Raw genomic sequence first — 16,472 nt, 5'->3', positions numbered from 1 at the left:
CGGCGCCCGCGGCCGTCCACACCCGTCCAGCTTCGCTCCGGAGCCGATCCCGCCAGGAGGACAGATGCCCCGCACCATCATGAGAAGACCGACGGCCCGTCGGGTCGGGCGTAGGGGTGCGGCGCTGGCCATGGTCACCGCGCTTGTCGGCGCCGCAGCTGCCGTTCTGGTCGGCGCACCACCGGCAGCGGCGGCGACCATCGACACCAACGCCTACTACGTCCTGGTCAACCGAAACAGCGGCAAGGTGCTCGACGTCCGGGACACCTCCACGGCTGACGGCGCGGTGATCCAGCAGTGGTCCCGCAACGACGGCGCGTGGCAGCAGTTCCAGTTCGTCTCCTCCGGCGGCGGCTACTACCGCCTCAAGGCCCGGCACAGCGGGAAGGTCGTCGACCTCTGGGAGTGGAACACCGCCGACGGCGCCGACTACCGCCAGTGGTCGGATGTCAACGGCACCAACCAGCAGTTCCAGGTGCTCGACTCCGACAGCGGCCACGTCCGGCTGATCAACCGCCACTCCGCCAAGGCACTCGAGGTCTGGGAGCGGTCCACCGCCGACGGCGGTCGGATCAGTCAGTACGCCGATGTCAACGGCACCAACCAGCAGTGGCAACTGGTCGCGGTCGGCGGTGTCGGCACCCCACCCGCCACCGGCTGTGGCAGCGGGTCGACAAACGCCGAGGCCGTGCTGAGCGGCAGCACCTGGACGGCCCGCAACGGCTCGTCGACTGTCTACTCGGGAGCGGACATGCTCGCGGCGATGCAGGCGGCGGTCAACTCACTGTCCTCGGGCCGGACGTCGAAGCAGCGGGTGGTGGTTCGTGGCTCCGGCTCGATGAGTGCGGGCTCGCGGCTGTCACTGCCGTCGTACACCACACTCGCCGTGTGCGGCACGATCAACGTGACCGGGTCGGGCTCTGGCGACCAGGCACCGGTGTACTCGCGGGGAACCACTGACGTCGAGGTGCAGAACCTCACGCTCACCGGTTCGCCGTTGTACGGGATCTTCATGCGCAACGTGAACAACCTGACCCTCGGGCAGATCGACATGCGGCTGTCGGCGGGCCTCGGGGTCCGCATCGACAACCACGGTGGCGACCGGGCGGTCAAGGTGCGCAACGTCCGCATCGACAACGTGTACGTCTCGGGGACCGGTACGCACGGGGTGGAGACGTACGGCGTGGACGGTCTGACCATCGGCACGGTCACCGCGCGCAACACCCGGGACTCCGGTCTGCTGCTCAACGACACGATCAACGCCACGGTGGGCACTGTCGACGCGCAGGGCGCCGGGACCGGCACCGGGTACGCGGCGTTCCGGATGGCCAACCGCAACGGCCGGGTGGGCAACTCGTATCCGACGAACATCCGGGTCGGCACCGTGCTCGCATCCGGGGGCGGACGTGGGATCTTCTGCGTGTCGGAGTCCGGTGGCGCGGTCATCGACCGGGTGACGATCTCGAACACCGGAAACAACGCGATCCTGGTGGAGAACTGCTACAACGTCGTCATCGCCGGTGTTTCCGGGACGGTGACCGGCGGTGGCGAGGTACGGATCGCGGCGCGGACCGAGTTCCCGATCTCGTCGGGCATCCGGTTCCAGAACCTGACAGTCAGCGGCACCAACATCACCCAGAGCCCGTGCGGCGGGGCCAACAACACGATCAGCAACGTCACGCGGGTCAACTCGACACTTACCTGGTGTTGATCTGAGCAGGGGGCGGCCGACCGGATTCGGTCGGCCGCCCCCGGTCACGGCCGGGCCCGGATCGTGGCGCTGGCGGTGGGCTCGACGCACCTGTTCGACCCGGGACCCGCCGATCACCGACGGCGGCGGGCCATCCACTGCCAGATGTGGGTGCCGTTGCGGCTCGGGTCGTTACGGGCCACGTAGATCCAGGACCAGTGGCCGGGGAACTGGTAGCCGTTCCAGACGACGTGGTCGTACAGGCTGATCAACGATCCCGGGATGAGGTCGTGGGCGTGGATCGTGTTGGTCTCGGGCGGCACGGTGTCGTCGTCGCGCGAGGTGACCAACCAGGTCGGGGTGCGGATCGCCGCCAGCTCCGCGTCGGTGACAAGCGGCGGGCCCACCCCGTCGAGCGGCTCGACGACGCCGCAGATCGGCACCGACGCGGCGAACAGGTCGGGATAGGCCACTGTCATCTCCAGGGACATGTAGCCACCGTTGCTGCACCCGACCACGTAGATCCGATCGGGGTCGACGCGCTTGCGGCGGACGAGGTCCCGGACGATCTCACGGATCAGCGGGGCGAACCGGGGGCCGTCCTCCATCCAGTAGGACGTGCTCTGCGGGGCCACCACGTACGCGCCGGAGAAGATCCGCTGCGCCTGCGGCGTGGCGAAGCCCAGCGCCCCCCGGTTGGCACGCAGCGTGGTCTCGTTGTCGTAGTAGTCGTCGGGCAGCGACGCACCCTCGCCGGCGCCGTGCAGCCAGACGATCAGCGGTCGCCGACCGGGCCGGGCCGAGTGGTCGGGGGAATACAGCCGGTACTTCAGGCCCGAGCCGCAGACGTGGTAGCTGAAGGCGTCCACCTCGGGATTCGACAGCCGGCCCTGCACGAAGCGGGTGATGGTGACCGGCGAGCCGTGGCGTCGGGCGATCGGGGTGTGCTGCGTGATGGTGTAGACGAGGTCCAACCGGACGTTGCGGCCCTTGCTCAGGATGTAGCCGAGGGTGCCACCGCCGGGTTGACCTTCGGCGTGGCTCAGCTCAAGCACGATGTTGCCGTGCCGGTCGAGCCGGGCCGCGGTCACCGTACGGTCCAGGTCGTACTCGCTGAAGATCTGATCGCCGGGGGCGATCGGGATCGGGCTGGTGGCCTTGGCGTGCACGCTGAACGTGGCGGGGGTCAGCCCGGCCGGGTCGATCGGCCCGAGCCGGCTGGTGTCGAGGGTGACCGAGGTGACCTGCTCACCGCCGTCGAGCGTTGTCGCGTCGAGGGTGAAGCGCACGCTTGTCGGATGGTGGTCACCGGCGTGGGCGGCGTGACCGGGCAGGGCCAGGCCGATGGCGGCACCGGCCCCACCGGCCAGGACGGTGCGACGCGTGACAGACGTGGACATGCGGCCCCCGTAGCGTGCGGAGTAGACGTTCGTCGATGAGATCTCAACGTAACGCCGCCGAGATCAGCTGGCAACCGGCGTCCACGGCCGCGGCGATGAACCTCCGGTCCGTGGCCGGCTCGGACTCCTCGGTGTCCGGGCGCTCGTAGGGCCGCCGCCGCTCGATAGGGGTCACTTACGGGTATCCGGACCTCCGGTGTTACCGCCACGATGGAGAAGACCCAGCCGGCGAATCAGCCATGGAGGCAACGGATGGACGACCTGACGGAAGCCCCTCCCGCACCGAGATTCGACGGGATGCTCATCGGCGGCCCGGCAGACCTGCCACCCGAGGCTCGCGCGGCCGCCATCGTGGCGGACGCGACCCGCGTCAAGGTTCCGCATCTCGGTGGCTACGAGCACTTCGAACGAGCCGACGACCAGCCCGACGACGACGAGCGACAGGTGCCGGAGTTCCACTGGACCATGCGGACCCGGATCGCGGAGTGAGCAGGACAGGCCGTTTCGCGGACGCCGTCGGCCTCCGCGAAACGGTATGTCCGCGCGACGCCATCGCCACCGCCCACCGCCGCCCCGTCGTGGCGAGCCGTTGGCGCATTCAGTCGTATTGCCGGCGCAGACATCGACAGCAGGTGTAGTCCCAGGTGTCTCGGGGCAAGAACCACACGTGGAGGGAACGGCACGGGGCGAGAGGCTACCGATCGGCCAGCGGCACCGGGCTGGCGGATCTGACCGGCCGACGCGCACCACACGGTCCTCGGCAGCCTCCGTCTGATGCGGGCACGGCACAGCCTTCCCGCGGTCGCGCTCGGCGCGGTCGCGCTCGGCGCGGCCCTGGGTGCCAACCCCGCCCACGCCGACACGCCGCTGCCGCTGCCAACCGCCGTGCCGCCGGTGGACGGGGCCTCCGCGCCACAGACCATCACTGTCGAGGTGCCCGCCGTGGTCGAGGCCCAGCTGACCGTCCCCCTGCCGCTGCCGTCGGCCGCCTCCCTGCCGCTGCCGAGCGCGATCCCACTGCCGTCGGCCGCCTCCCTGCCGCTGCCGACCGCGATCCCACTGCCGCTGCCCTCGGCCGTCTCCCTGCCCGCGCCGACCGCGATCCCCACCGGCACGCCGACCCGGCTGTCCGATGTCCCACCGTCGACCGCAGCCCTCCCGTCGACCACAGCCGCCCCGCCCACCGCGGATAGCTCGGCCGCGGATTCGCCGGCCGCACACGTTGCCCCGCAGCCGTCGCCACCCCCGTCGACGGCGACGGTCTCTTTCGGTGGCGTCCAGGAAACGTCTGCCGACCGGGCACCGGATCGGCCGCGGCCGGCGGCGACCGTCGCCGCGGAACCGACGCCCGGTCCGCCCGCGCGTCCCCGCTCAGGCCTACCGGTGTTCGCGCTGGCATTCTCGTCGGCACCGGCCGGCACCGGCACCGGCGGTGTCGATCCTCCCTCGTCGACTGCGGAAGCTTCGCTGTTCACCGCACCGCTACGACCGGGTGCCACAGTCGCCGCCGTCGACCGGCGCGCTACCGGCCGACCGGTGGAGCGGGGTCCCCCGCCACCACAGCACCTTCTGATCACCCAGTCGCAGCCACGACACTGATCAGGAGAGTCACATGGAAATCGCAGTCATCTGGGTCCCCGCCACCGTCGAGCCGTCCGAGCCCGCCGTCACGAGGTGCCTTGCGCACCTCGACCGGCACTCCTACCGATTGGCGGGAATCGTCCGCGCACCGTGGGAGACCGTCGAGCAGACGATGATCGACGGAGACGTGGATGTCGTCGTGATCGCCGACCTCGCCCACCTCCCGCCGGATCGGTCACCTCGGATCGAGGTGGCCACCCCGCCCGGCCTCGATGGTGACCCGGACCGCACCGTGACCGACCCACAGGTCGGCTGATCTGACGAAGCGCCCCGTCCAGGTTGGACGGGGCGCTTCGTGGCGGTCCACCCCCGCGCCGAAGCGTCGGGGGGCGACGGCTGTGGGTCAGGCCGCGACGGCCGCCCGGACGTCGTCGTCGGCGGCGCGCAGCCGCGCGGCGGCCTCCTCCGCGGTGCAACCCGCAAGCAGCAGCACGATGGCCGTCTTCGCGTGTCCGTGCGCCTGGTCCAGCGCCCGGCTGGCGGTGTCGAGGTCGGTGTCGGCGGCCTCGGCGACGATCCGTCGCGCCCGGTCGACGAGCTTCTCGTTCGTGGCGTTCATGTCCACCATCAGATTGCCGTAGACCTTGCCGAGCCGGGCCATCGCGGCGGTCGAGAGCATGTTGCAGACGAGCTTCTCGGCGGTGCCGGCCTTGAGCCGGGTCGAGCCGGTGAGCACCTCGGGGCCGGTGGGCACCTCGACTGCGACATCGGCGTACCGGCTGATCACCGCGTCGGTGTTGCAGGCCACCGAGACGGTCGACGCGCCGAGCGCGCGGGCGTGCGCCAACCCGCCGACCACGTACGGGGTACGGCCGCTGGCGGCGAGCCCGACGACTGTGTCGCGGGAGGTCAGGCCGAGGGCGTCGAGGTCGGCGACGGCACCGGCCGGGCTGTCCTCCGCGCCCTCGACGGCGACAGTGAAGGCTCCCGCCCCGCCGGCGAGCAGGCCGACGACCTGGTCGGGCGAGGTACCGAAGGTCGGCGGGATCTCGACGGCGTCGAGCATGCCGATCCGGCCGCTGGTGCCGGCGCCGAGGTAGATCAGTCGCCCGCCCTGGCGCAGCGACGCCACGACGACGTCGACGGCGGCCGCGATGTCCGGCACGGCCCGGCGGACGGCCTGCGCGACAGTGTGGTCCTCGTCGTTCATGGCGAGGAGCAACTCGGTGGGAGACATCCGGTCGAGGTCGGTGGTCTTGTCGTTGCGGGTCTCGGTGCCGAGGGTGCTGAGGTCCACGGGGTGTTCGTTCCTCTCGCTGGTGTTCAGTCGCCAGCCGGCGGGCGATCGCGCGCCGGTGCGGTCGACGTCTGGCGCGTGCTCGCGACTCGCCGCGATGAGGCTGAGGCGCGGTGGCGGATGGGTGGCGACCCCGGCGGGCCACCGTGCCCCCATACCAGCAGGCTGGGAGCACAGCGTAGCCAGCCCGGAGCGGTGGTGGCAAAAAGTTTCGCGCTACGGTAGACCAGCGTCACTTATTGACAACCCCTGGTAGGGAGCGAGCCGTGCGTCAACTCGACCTTGTCGTGATCGTGCTGTACCTCGTGGTGATCGCCTACGTCGGACTACGCCTGTCCGGTAGGCAGAAGTCCGCCAAGGACTACTTCGTGGGCGAGGGGCGACTGCCCTGGTGGACCGTCTCGTTCTCGGTGGTCGCCACCGAAACCAGCGTGCTGACCGTGATCAGCGTTCCCGGTGGCGCCTACAGCGGGCAGGGGTTCGGCAACGTCGAGCTGGCGCTGGGCTACGTGATCGGTCGCGTCGTCGTGGCCGCGGTGCTCATCCCGCTCTACAAGCGTGGTGGCTTCGTCAGTGCCTACCAGTACCTCGGTGAGCGGTTCGGCCTGAAGCTCCAGGGTCTGGCGTCGGTCACCTTCGTCTTCACCCGTCTGCTCGCCGAGGGCGTACGGCTGTTCGCGTCGGCCATCCCGATCAAGCTGCTCCTCGACGAGTTCGGGCTGAATGTCGGCTACCAGGCCATTATCATCGTTCTGACCCTCATCACTGTGGTTTACACCTATCTCGGTGGCATCAAGGCGGTGATCTGGACCGACGCGATCCAGATGGGGCTCTACCTCGGTGGGGCGATCCTGGCCATCGCGGTGCTCAGCCACGCCGTCGGCTTCGACGGCTACTCGCAGGCGCTCGACGCCGGCAAGTTCCAGCTCTTCGACACCAACTTCGACCTCGCGCACGTGCTCACCAGCCCGTTCGCCCTGCCGACCGCGATCATCGGTGGCGCGATCTTCGCGATGGCCAGCCACGGGTCGGACCAGCTGATCGTCCAGCGCATCCTGTCCACCCGGACGCTGCGCGAGGGGCAGCAGGCGATGATCTCCTCGGGCATCTTCGTGGTCATCCAGTTCGCGGCGTTCTCCCTGGTCGGCGCGCTGCTGTGGTCGTACAACAAGGGTCAGACCTTCAAGGAACTCGGCCTGGCCAGCAGCGACAACCTGTACCCGAGCTTCATCCTGCACGCCCTGCCGGTGGGCATCTCGGGTCTGCTGGTGGCCGGCATCCTCGGTGCCGCGATGGGCTCGCTGTCGTCGGCGCTGAACTCGATGTCGAACTCCACTGTCGCCGACTTCATCCACAGCTTCTTCCGGAAGACCCCGTCGGACGACGTGATGCTCCGGCTGGCCCGGGTGATGACCCTCGTCTGGGCGGTGCTGATGGCGGTCTTCGCCTGCGCGTTCAGTTCCAGCACCGGAAACGTCTACCTGACCGGTCTGACCATCGCGGGCTACACCTACGGAGCGCTGCTCGGCGCCTTCCTGCTCGGTCGCCTGGTCAGCCGGGCCAACCAGGTCGACGCGTTCGTCGCCTTCCTCGTCACGGTGGCGGTGATGACCTACATCGTCCGCTATGTCAAGATCGACGTCACGACGGCGGGGAACACCGTCCCCACCGCCATCGCCGCGCAGTGGCTGGTGCCGATCGGAGTCCTGATCACCCTGCTGGTCGGCGCGGTGTCCAGCCGCTTCCACGCGGCCCCGGCAGCGCCCTACGACCACCGGCGGGCCGACGAGGCCGACGACCCGGCGGCAGAGCCCGCCGGCCGGGCGTGAAGGAGACCGTGATGCGCGTGATCGGCCTGATGTCCGGCACCTCCTACGACGGCATCGAAGCCGCCGCCGCCGAGTTCGACCTCAGCGGTGACACCCTGCGGATGCGGCCGCTGGGCCGACTCAGCCACCCGTACCCGGAGCGGCTGCGCACCCACATCGCCGCCGCGTTGCCGCCCGCGTCGACAAGCACCGAGGCGATCTGCGTGCTGGACACCGGCATCGGCCAGGCCTTCGCCGAGGCCGGCGTGCGGGCACTCGCGCAGCTGTGCGGCAACGACGCCGACCTGGTCGTGTCGCACGGGCAGACCATGCACCACTGGGTCGACGGCCCGGTGGTGCGGGGCACCCTGCAACTGGGGCAGCCGGCCTGGATCGCGGAGGCCACCGGCCTGCCGGTGGTGGCCGACCTGCGCAGCCGCGACGTCGCCGCGGGCGGCCAGGGCGCGCCCCTGGTCGCCCTCTTCGACGCGCTGCTGCTGCGGGGCCTGCCCGGCGTCCCCGCCGCGCTCAACCTCGGCGGCATCGCCAACATCACTGTCGTCGCGCCGGACGCGGACCCGCTCGCGTTCGACACCGGGCCGGCAAACGCGCTCCTCGACGCCGCCGCGCGCCACTTCAGCGGCGGCGCCGAGGAGTACGACCGGGACGGGCGCGGGGCCGCGGCCGGGCAGGTGAACCAGGTGCTGCTGCGGCGGCTGCTCGACGAGCCGTACTACCGGCAGCCCAGCCCGAAGAGCACCGGCAAGGAACTGTTCCACCTGCCGTACCTGCTCGCCGCCCTCGCCGACGCCCCCACGCCGGAGCCGAACGACGTGCTGGCCACGCTCACCCGGCTGACGGCGGTCACGGTGGCCGACGCCTGCCGGGCGCACGGCGTCACCCGGCTCGTCGTCTCCGGCGGCGGGGCACACAACCCGACCCTGATGGGCCTGCTCGTCGACGAGCTGCCCGACGTCTACCTGACGTCGAGCGACGAGGTCGGTGTCGCCTCGGACGCCAAGGAGGCGCTGGCCTTCGCGCTGCTCGGCTATCTGACAGTGCACGGGCTGCCGGGCACCCTGCCCTCGGGCACCGGGGCGCGGCACGCCTCCGTGCTCGGCAGCATCACCCCCGGTCGCCAGCCGCTGCGGCTGCCGGCGCCGGCCGACACCGCGCCCGAGCGGTTGCTGATCGTCGCCGACTGACCACCCCTTCCGGGAGGATCCGCAAATGAGCACAGTCGTTCCCGCGCCGAGCGCCGCCGGCGTCCGCGCCCGCGAGGTCGCCGACTTGCTGCGCGCGCGCCTCGCCGATCCGACCCGGGCCAGCGCCGAGCTGCCCCGGAGGCTAGCCGCGGCGCACGACGCCTCGCCGTACCTGTTCGAGCCGCAGGCCGTGGTGCGCGCCGCCACGGCGGCCGAGGTGGGTGCGTTGATGGCCGGCGCCCGGGAGGCCGGCGTCCCGCTGACCCTGCGCGGCGGCGGCACCAGCCTCGCCGGGCAGGCCGGCGGCGCGGGGGTGCTTGTCGACGTCCGGACCGACTGGCGGCACGCCGAGGTGCTCGACGACGGCCGCCGCATCCGGCTCCAGCCGGGCCTGACCATCCGGCAGGCCAACGCCCGGCTGGCCCGCTACGGCCGCCGGCTCGGCCCCGACCCGGCCAGCGAGGCCGCCTGCACGGTGGGCGGCATGGTGGCCAACAACTCCAGCGGAATGACCTGCGGGACCACCGACAACGCGTACCGCACCATGGAGTCGCTGCGCTTCGTGCTGCCGTCCGGCACCGTTGTCGACTCCGCCGTCCGCGACGCCGACGACCGGCTGCGCGCCGACGAACCCGAGCTGCACGCCGGGCTGCTGCGGCTGCGTGACCGGGTGCGCTCGGCACCCGGCGCACGCGCCACCATCGAGCGGCTGTTCGCGATGAAGAACACAATGGGGTACGGGCTGAACTCCCTGCTCGACCACGACAGCCCGGTCGACATGCTCGCCCACCTGATGATCGGCAGCGAGGGCACCCTCGGCTTCGTGGCCGGGGCCGTCTTCCGGACCGTCGAGATCCACAAACACGCCGCCACCGGACTGCTGATCCTGCCCGGCCTCAGCGCCGCCACCGACGCGCTGCCCGCCCTGCTGGCCGTCGGTGCGCGTACCGCCGAACTGCTCGACGCGGCCGCGTTGCGGGTCAGCCAGCGCGACCCGGACGCGAGCCCGGCCCTGCGTGGGCTGACGGTGAGCGGGCACGCCGCGCTGCTCGTGGAGTTCGCCGAGGACAGCGCGGAACGGCTGGCCGCCACGCTCGCCGACGCCCAGCCCGTGCTCGACCGGCTGCCCGCCGTCACCGGCACCGGGCTGACCCACGACCCGCGCGAACGGGCCAGGCTCTGGCACCTGCGCAAGGGCCTCTACACGGCGGTCGCCGGTGCCCGCGCGCCCGGCACCACGGCCCTGCTCGAGGACATCGCGGTGCCGATGCCACGGCTGACCGGCACCTGTGATGGGCTGATCCGCCTGTTCGAGCGGCACGGCTATCCGGACGCGGTGATCTTCGGACACGCCCGCGACGGCAACCTGCACTTCATGTTGACCCAGTCCTTCGACACGGCGGCCGAGATCGACCGCTACGCCCGGTTCACCGACGACATGGTCGACCTCGTGCTTGCCGAAGGGGGCACCCTCAAGGCCGAGCACGGCACCGGACGGGCCATGGCCCCCTTCGTCCGCCGCCAGTACGGCGACGAACTGTACGACGTGATGCGCGAGCTCAAGCGGTTGTGCGATCCGAGCGGCCTGCTCAACCCCGGCGTGCTGCTCAACGACGACCCGACAGTGCACCTGCGCCAGCTCAAGGCCGTCCCGACTGTCGACCCCGAGTTGGACGCCTGCGTGGAGTGCGGTTACTGCGAGCCGGTCTGCCCCACCGCCGACGTCACCACCACCCCCCGGCAGCGCATCGTCCTGCAACGGCAGATCGCCCTGGCCACCGCCGCCGGTGACGAGGAGCGCCGCCGCGAACTGAGCGCCGACTACGCGTACGCCGCGGTGGACAGTTGCGCCGCGGACAGCCTCTGCGTCACCGCCTGCCCGGTCGGCATCGACACCGGGGTGGCGATGAAGCGGCTGCGCGCCGAGCGGCACAGCCCGCGCGCCCAGCGCACCGCCCGCACCGCCGCCCGGCACTGGCAGGCCGCCGTGACAGGTGTCCGGGTGGGCCTGACCGCCGCGCACGCCGTACCGGCACCGCTGACCCGCGCCGCCACCGGGGTGCTCCGTGGGCTCGGCGGCACCGAACTCGTACCGGAGTGGAGCGACGACATGCCGCGCGCCGGCGCGCCCCGCCCCGCACCCCGCAACGCGCCGGACGCCCGGGCGGTGTTCTTCGCGGCCTGCGTCGGCAGCCTCTTCGCCCCCCAGGACGGCCCGGCCGGCGGCGCGGCGGCGGCGTTCCTGCGCCTGTGCGAGCTGGCCGGGGTGCCGGTCGTCGTACCGGCCGGCACGTCGGGTCTGTGCTGCGGAACGCCCTGGCAGTCAAAGGGGTACCCGGCCGGGCACCGCGAGATGGCCGAGCGGACCCTCGCCACGCTCTGGGCGGCCAGCGACCAGGGCCGGCTGCCCGTCGTGTGCGACGCGTCGTCCTGCACCCACGGGCTGACCCAGCTGACCGCCGCGCTCGCCGAGGAGGACCGGGCGCGCTACCGCGACCTGCGCTTCGTCGACAGCGTCACGTTCACCGCCGAGCACCTGCTGCCGGCGCTGCCGGAGCCCCGGCGGCTGGGCTCACTGGCCCTGCACCCCACCTGCTCCACAGTGCACCTCGACGGCGTCGACGACCTGCGCACGGTGGCCGGCGCGGTCGCCGACACGGTGACCGTGCCGGACAGCTGGGGCTGCTGCGCCTTCGCCGGCGACCGGGGGCTGCTGCACCCCGAGGTGACCGCCGGGGCCACCGCGGCGCAGGCCGCTGAGATCAACGAGCGTGACCACGACGCGTACGCCTCCTGCAACCGGACCTGCGAGATGGGCATGAGCCGGGCCACCGGGCAGCCGTACCGGCACGTGCTCCAGGTCCTCGTCGAGGCGGTCGAACCGCCCGCGTAGTCCCGGATCCTCGTCAGCGCCGGGAGCGGACGTCAGCCGCCCACGCCCCGGACCGCCTCGATGATCGTCTCGGCGACCTCGCCCGGCCGGGCCACCACCATGGCGTGCGAACCACCGGCGATCTCACGCTGGCCCCGCGGTTGGGCCCGCTCGGCCATGAACCGGTGTGCGGCGACCGGGATGTTGTTGTCGGCGTCGCCGAACACGAACCAACTGGGCAGCGATCGCCAGGCCGGGTCGCCGGTGAGCCCGTCACCCAGGGCCTTCTCGGTGATCGGCCGCTGGGTCCGGGCCATCAGCGCGGCGGTGTCCGCCGACACGTCCGCGACGAACTGCTTGTGGAAGGTGTCCTGGCCGATCGCCACCTCGTTGCCGCCGGTCGACAGTGGGTACTGCACGAGCGTGTCGGCGAGCGTGCTGCCGGGAAACATCCCGGACAGCGACAGCGCCGACTCACCGGTGTCCGGGCTGAAGGCGTTCACGTACACGAGGGCCCGCACCAGTGTCTCGCCGGCGGCGGCCTGCGTGATCACCATGCCAGCGTAGGAGTGTCCGACCAGGACGACCGGGCCGCCGATCCCGCGTACCACGTCCCGCAGGTAGGCGGCGTCGCCGGCGAGCTCGCGCAGCGGGTTGGCGGCGGCGACCACGTTGTACGCGGCGCCCAACCGCTCGATCACGCCGTTCCAGCTCGCCGACTCGGCGAACGCCCCGTGTACGAGAACGATGGTGGGCTGCGGATCAGACATAGCACGCACTCCCTCACTCCGTGACACTGTTGCACCCACGGCCGCGCCGGTGCGCCTGATTACCCGTCACGCGAGAGCGAAACATCCGGTGCTCTCACTCGTCCGAGGGTTGCTCCTTCGTCAGGTGCAGCAACCACCCCTCGCTCGTGCGGATGAGCGCGTACCGTCGTCGGCCCGCGCGGCCGTGCAGCGTGAACAGCAGGCGGCGTTCGTCGCGGTCGTGCTCCTCCCAGGTGCCGATGTCGGCGATCGACTTGTCGGCGTCCTCGTAGGTGAGGTGGTCAAGGTGGTGGTCCGCCACGGCGATCGCGAGCCGGTTGCCGCGAGGGTCGTCCGGCAGGCCGCGGGGTACCGCCCAGGAACGCAGCACACCGGCCTCCTCAAGCCGCAGGTCGAAGTGCGGTCGTGGCTTGCGGTGGTGGTGCAGCACGAAGGCAGGTGGCACGCTGTCGATTGTCGCCGCCCCGCCACGCTCTCGCTGGCGACCCGCTCGTCACCACGGTGACCGAGGTTGACCTGGCCTATCCGGTCACCGCGCTCGCCATCCGGCTTACCGCCTCGGCGATCACCTCCGGCGCGGTGGCCAGATTCAGCCGAACGTGCCCGCCGCCGCCGGTGCCGAACGCCGAACCCGGGTTGAGCGCCACCCGCCCACTGTCGAGGAACACCGCCGCGGGATCGTCGCCGAGGCCCAGGGGGCGGCAGTCGAGCCAGGCGAGATAGGTGGCCTGACCCGGTTGGTAACCGATGGCCGGCAGGTGCTCACCGAGCAGCGCGGCGAGGAGCCGACGGTTGTCGTCCAGGCCGGCCACCAGGGCGTCGAGCCACTCTTCACCGTCGCGGAAGGCCGCGGTGTGGGCGATGACACCGATATGGCTGGTGCTGACGCTGGCCTCGAACGGAACGCGGGCGAGGTCCGCGGCCGCCGCCGGGCCGGCGATGAGCAGCGCGGCGCGCAGGCCGGCCAGGTTCCACCCCTTCGAGGCGGACATCAGCGACAGGCCGTTCTCCGCGCCGGGCACCGAGAGGTACGGCACGAAGCGCTCTCCCCCGACCACCACCGGGGCGTGGATCTCGTCGGCGACCACCCGCACCCCGTGCCGCCCGGCCAAGCTGGCGACGGCCGCCAACTCGTCCGCTGTGTGCAGGACACCGGTCGGGTTGTGCGGGCTGCACAGCAGGTACGCCGCCGGCCGGCCACCGGCCCGCGCCCGGTGGAACGCCTCCTCCAAGGCGCCGAGGTCGAGCCGCAGGTCGGCGCCGAGCGGTGCCTCCACGATCCGGCGACCGGCGTGCCCCACGAACTCGTAGAACGGCGGGTAGACCGGGCAGTTGACGACCACCGCGTCGCCCGGCCCGGTGACCAGCCGCAACGCCTCGACGACACCGTGCATCACGTCGGGCACCAGCGCGGTGCGCTGTACCGCCAGCCCGTCCCACCCCCACCGCCGCCGGGCGAACTCGGCAAGCGCCTGCGGGTACGCCGTCCCGGCGGGGTAGCCGGTGTCGCCCCGCGCGAGGGCGTCGGTGACCGCCCGCACGACCGGCTCGGCAAGCGGCACGTCCATCTCCGCGACCCAGAGCGGCAGCACGTCGTCTGGGTACTCCCGCCACTTGAGGCTGGTCCGTTCGCGGAGCTGATCGATGGTGAGCTGGCGAAGGGGATTCATCGAGTCTCGGGTACCGCTCAACACGCCACTCATCGCCGAAGCCTATGCCGCGCCCCGTCGCGGGGCTCACCGCCACCTGGTCGGCCAGTTCCGCGAGGCCGGGTGCGGTCAGTCGCTGAGACCGAGGTGCAGCAGCCACACCCGGGCGTCCACCCGAACGACGAGGTCGACGTAGACGGCTTCGTACCAGTGGCTGGTGTCGACGGTGAGTTCCCAGGATTCGACGGAGCCGGGCCAGATCCGGCGCAGCAGCGCCACGACCCAGCCGGTGACCGCCTCGGCCAACTGCCGGGCCGGCATCTTCTCGGCCCACACGTACGCCGGCCGCCCGGGCAGGAACAACCCGGGTAGCGCCGCGTGGACCAGCTCGGACCAGGAGCTGACCGGCGTCAGCCGGGCGACCCCGCAGTCGCTCGGCAGCAGCGCGTTCACGGCGGTGGTCACGTCGCCCAGCAGCGGTCCGTCGGTGAGCGTGAAGGTGCACACGTGGTTGGTTTCTTCGAGAAGGTCCTCCAGAAACCGCAACGCGTGATTGATCATCTCTGGAACCGCGTCCAGTTTCGCGTTCCTCGCCGCCGACAGGGTGGTCCAGTCGAATGCCGTCACGTCGGCCAGGTTAGTGAATCCGATGCTGGTCCTCGATCCGGACCGACTGTCACACCGGCGGCCAGGCGTTTGTCAGCAGCTGACGGAAGTGTGCCGGGAACCACTCGCCGGCCGGCGGGGCGGCCGGCAGCGCCCCGGTGTCGTACGGGGAAGCGCGCGGCGGGACGTAGTACGCGTCGCACAACGGCTCGTACGGCTCATCGGGGTTCGGGCTCCCGGCGGTGCCGTCGGACTCGCCGGGCGGCTTGACCCACGCGTACGCGTCGATGCCCGGCTCCGGTTCGGCGATGGGCCGCGGGCCGAGGCCGGCACCGTCCTGGTTGCACCAGTTCCGGACGAAGGCCCGCCGGTCGATCCGGCTGCCGTCGACGTAACTGTTCACGTCGCTGGCGGCCGCCGGCCCGGTGGGTCGGCCCGGACCACCCCACCCGTTGCGCGAAGTGTCCACCACGACACCCGCCGCCGGGGCGAAGCCCACCCCGGTCAGCAGCGCACGCAGGTGTCGCACGTAGGGCAGCTCGTCGACGAAGGGGTTCCAGTCGACCCACCTCGACTGGTACACCGACTGGCCGTTAATGACATCGTCGGCGCGGAAGTATTCCTCGTGCAGGACCGAGTAGTTGGCGGTGTTGGCGACGAAGCCGTGCACGTTTGCCACAGTGCTGCCGGCGGCGGTCGCGGCCCGGTGTAGCAGCGCCGCCAGCGTCGCGGAGTCCTCCGGCCAGCCGACCTCGCCGTGGTGACTGATGTCCAGGTACGGGTAGGCGTTGGGTACGGTGCCGAGCCGGGCCAGGGCGTACCCGATCGCGTCCAGGTAGGTGCCGCGCGCCAGCACCTCGTCGCAGGCCGCTGTGGCGCCGGGCCAGTTGCCGGTGTTGGCGACGAGGTCGGGCAGGGAGTTCGGCTCGACGAAGACGACGATCCGCAGCCCGGCGTAGCGCGGAGCGGCGAGGATCTCGACGATCGGGTCGATGAACTCGGTCTGGTACCGGCCGATGTCCTCGATCGACAGCTCACCCTGTGGGGCCTGCCGCCCGCAGTCACGGGCGGGCAGGTTGTAGAGGGTCAACTGGACGAGGTCGGCCCGCTGTGCCAGGGCCGAATCCAGGTGCTCGCGCAGGCCCAACCTCCCGGCCGTGCCCTCGATCCGGGCGATCCGGTCCAGCCAGACCGCGGTCGGCTGGCCGGCGACCGCTGCGCCGCCGGGCTCGGCACCGGCGTGCGCGGCCCACTCGGGATCGACGTAGACCCGGGCTCCGGCGTACGGGTTGTCCACCCGCGGTGGCGGATCGGCGGCGCGGACCGGACCGGGGGTGGCGAGCACCCCCGCCGCGAGGAGGGTCACTGCGGCGAGGAGCGAGCGGACCGGGGCAGGCACGCGTCCTCGACGTGGCATGGTCATGGCACTGGCTCCCTCGGGTCCGGGCCGGCGTCGGCGCACCCCTCACGCAAACATACACGCATGTCGATACATTTTCGCCCGCGCACGTCCCAGCGCGTGAAATCCTAGTTGACACATAGGATATGTGGGTTAGCGTCGTATCCATGACCAGCCAGCACACCCTGCTTCGGG

15 protein-coding genes are annotated in these 16,472 nt (G+C 71.5%); 7 read left to right on the top strand and 8 right to left on the bottom strand.

Annotated features, from left to right (window positions below; all coding sequences use genetic code 11):
- The first annotated feature begins 130 nt into the window (after window positions 1–130).
- Window positions 131–1,711, top strand: a complete 1,581-nt coding sequence (locus AB0B86_RS10750; RefSeq protein WP_357402402.1) for an RICIN domain-containing protein — start codon at window positions 131–133, stop codon at window positions 1,709–1,711.
- Window positions 1,712–1,824: 113 nt separating this feature from the next.
- On the opposite strand, the gene AB0B86_RS10745 is transcribed toward AB0B86_RS10750, so the two are convergent.
- Both AB0B86_RS10745 and AB0B86_RS10740 read right to left on the bottom strand, forming a co-directional pair.
- Window positions 1,825–3,090: a PHB depolymerase family esterase gene (locus tag AB0B86_RS10745; RefSeq protein WP_357402049.1), complete on the bottom strand. Its 1,266-nt coding sequence runs from the start codon at window positions 3,088–3,090 to the stop codon at window positions 1,825–1,827.
- 43 nt (window positions 3,091–3,133) lie between these two features.
- Window positions 3,134–3,265: a hypothetical protein gene (locus AB0B86_RS10740; protein ID WP_357402051.1), complete on the bottom strand. Its 132-nt coding sequence runs from the start codon at window positions 3,263–3,265 to the stop codon at window positions 3,134–3,136.
- 77 nt (window positions 3,266–3,342) lie between these two features.
- Between AB0B86_RS10740 and AB0B86_RS10735 the strand changes: the two genes are divergently transcribed.
- The 3 genes from AB0B86_RS10735 to AB0B86_RS10725 all read left to right on the top strand — a co-directional run bounded on the left by AB0B86_RS10735 (window position 3,343) and on the right by AB0B86_RS10725 (window position 4,987).
- Entirely contained in the window at window positions 3,343–3,579 is a 237-nt protein-coding gene (locus tag AB0B86_RS10735; RefSeq protein WP_357402053.1) for a DUF5988 family protein, read from the top strand.
- Window positions 3,580–3,864: 285 nt separating this feature from the next.
- Window positions 3,865–4,689 (top strand): hypothetical protein, encoded by an 825-nt coding sequence (locus tag AB0B86_RS10730; protein WP_357402055.1) that lies wholly within the window; start codon window positions 3,865–3,867, stop codon window positions 4,687–4,689.
- A 13-nt stretch (window positions 4,690–4,702) separates the two neighbouring features.
- Window positions 4,703–4,987 carry a hypothetical protein gene (locus tag AB0B86_RS10725; protein WP_357402057.1) on the top strand — a complete coding sequence of 95 codons (285 nt, stop codon included), beginning with the start codon at window positions 4,703–4,705 and terminating at the stop codon, window positions 4,985–4,987.
- An 87-nt stretch (window positions 4,988–5,074) separates the two neighbouring features.
- Here the strand turns inward: AB0B86_RS10725 and murQ are convergent, their stop codons facing one another.
- Entirely contained in the window at window positions 5,075–5,968 is an 894-nt protein-coding gene (gene murQ, locus AB0B86_RS10720) for an N-acetylmuramic acid 6-phosphate etherase (protein ID WP_357417417.1), read from the bottom strand.
- 266 nt (window positions 5,969–6,234) lie between these two features.
- Between murQ and AB0B86_RS10715 the strand changes: the two genes are divergently transcribed.
- The 3 genes from AB0B86_RS10715 to AB0B86_RS10705 are packed head-to-tail and all read left to right on the top strand — an operon-like array spanning window position 6,235 to window position 11,874.
- Complete coding sequence (locus AB0B86_RS10715; protein ID WP_357402061.1) at window positions 6,235–7,797, top strand: sodium:solute symporter; 1,563 nt, start codon at window positions 6,235–6,237, stop codon at window positions 7,795–7,797.
- An 11-nt stretch (window positions 7,798–7,808) separates the two neighbouring features.
- Window positions 7,809–8,981 carry an anhydro-N-acetylmuramic acid kinase gene (locus tag AB0B86_RS10710; RefSeq protein ID WP_357402063.1) on the top strand — a complete coding sequence of 391 codons (1,173 nt, stop codon included), beginning with the start codon at window positions 7,809–7,811 and terminating at the stop codon, window positions 8,979–8,981.
- A gap of 25 nt (window positions 8,982–9,006) precedes the next feature.
- Complete coding sequence (locus AB0B86_RS10705) at window positions 9,007–11,874, top strand: FAD-binding and (Fe-S)-binding domain-containing protein (protein ID WP_357402065.1); 2,868 nt, start codon at window positions 9,007–9,009, stop codon at window positions 11,872–11,874.
- Between the two features lie 32 nt (window positions 11,875–11,906).
- Here the strand turns inward: AB0B86_RS10705 and AB0B86_RS10700 are convergent, their stop codons facing one another.
- The 5 genes from AB0B86_RS10700 to AB0B86_RS10680 all read right to left on the bottom strand — a co-directional run bounded on the left by AB0B86_RS10700 (window position 11,907) and on the right by AB0B86_RS10680 (window position 16,301).
- On the bottom strand, window positions 11,907–12,623 hold the full coding sequence (locus AB0B86_RS10700) for an alpha/beta hydrolase (protein WP_357402067.1): 717 nt from the start codon (window positions 12,621–12,623) through the stop codon (window positions 11,907–11,909).
- A 94-nt stretch (window positions 12,624–12,717) separates the two neighbouring features.
- Window positions 12,718–13,068 (bottom strand): DNA polymerase ligase N-terminal domain-containing protein, encoded by a 351-nt coding sequence (locus AB0B86_RS10695; protein WP_357402069.1) that lies wholly within the window; start codon window positions 13,066–13,068, stop codon window positions 12,718–12,720.
- A gap of 76 nt (window positions 13,069–13,144) precedes the next feature.
- Window positions 13,145–14,326, bottom strand: coding sequence for an aminotransferase class I/II-fold pyridoxal phosphate-dependent enzyme (locus AB0B86_RS10690; RefSeq protein WP_357417410.1), 1,182 nt, complete (start codon window positions 14,324–14,326; stop codon window positions 13,145–13,147).
- Window positions 14,327–14,401: 75 nt separating this feature from the next.
- Window positions 14,402–14,899, bottom strand: coding sequence for a hypothetical protein (locus AB0B86_RS10685; protein ID WP_357417408.1), 498 nt, complete (start codon window positions 14,897–14,899; stop codon window positions 14,402–14,404).
- 49 nt (window positions 14,900–14,948) lie between these two features.
- Window positions 14,949–16,301 (bottom strand): glycoside hydrolase family 6 protein, encoded by a 1,353-nt coding sequence (locus AB0B86_RS10680; protein ID WP_357417406.1) that lies wholly within the window; start codon window positions 16,299–16,301, stop codon window positions 14,949–14,951.
- Window positions 16,302–16,472: the final 171 nt, after the last annotated feature.

The organism is Micromonospora sp. NPDC049047 (genome assembly GCF_040649135.1).
In the GTDB taxonomy this organism is placed as follows: Bacteria; Actinomycetota; Actinomycetes; order Mycobacteriales; family Micromonosporaceae; genus Micromonospora.
The sequence above is the reverse complement of the archived record's forward strand: the minus strand, read 5'-3'. Positions and strand labels throughout refer to the sequence as shown.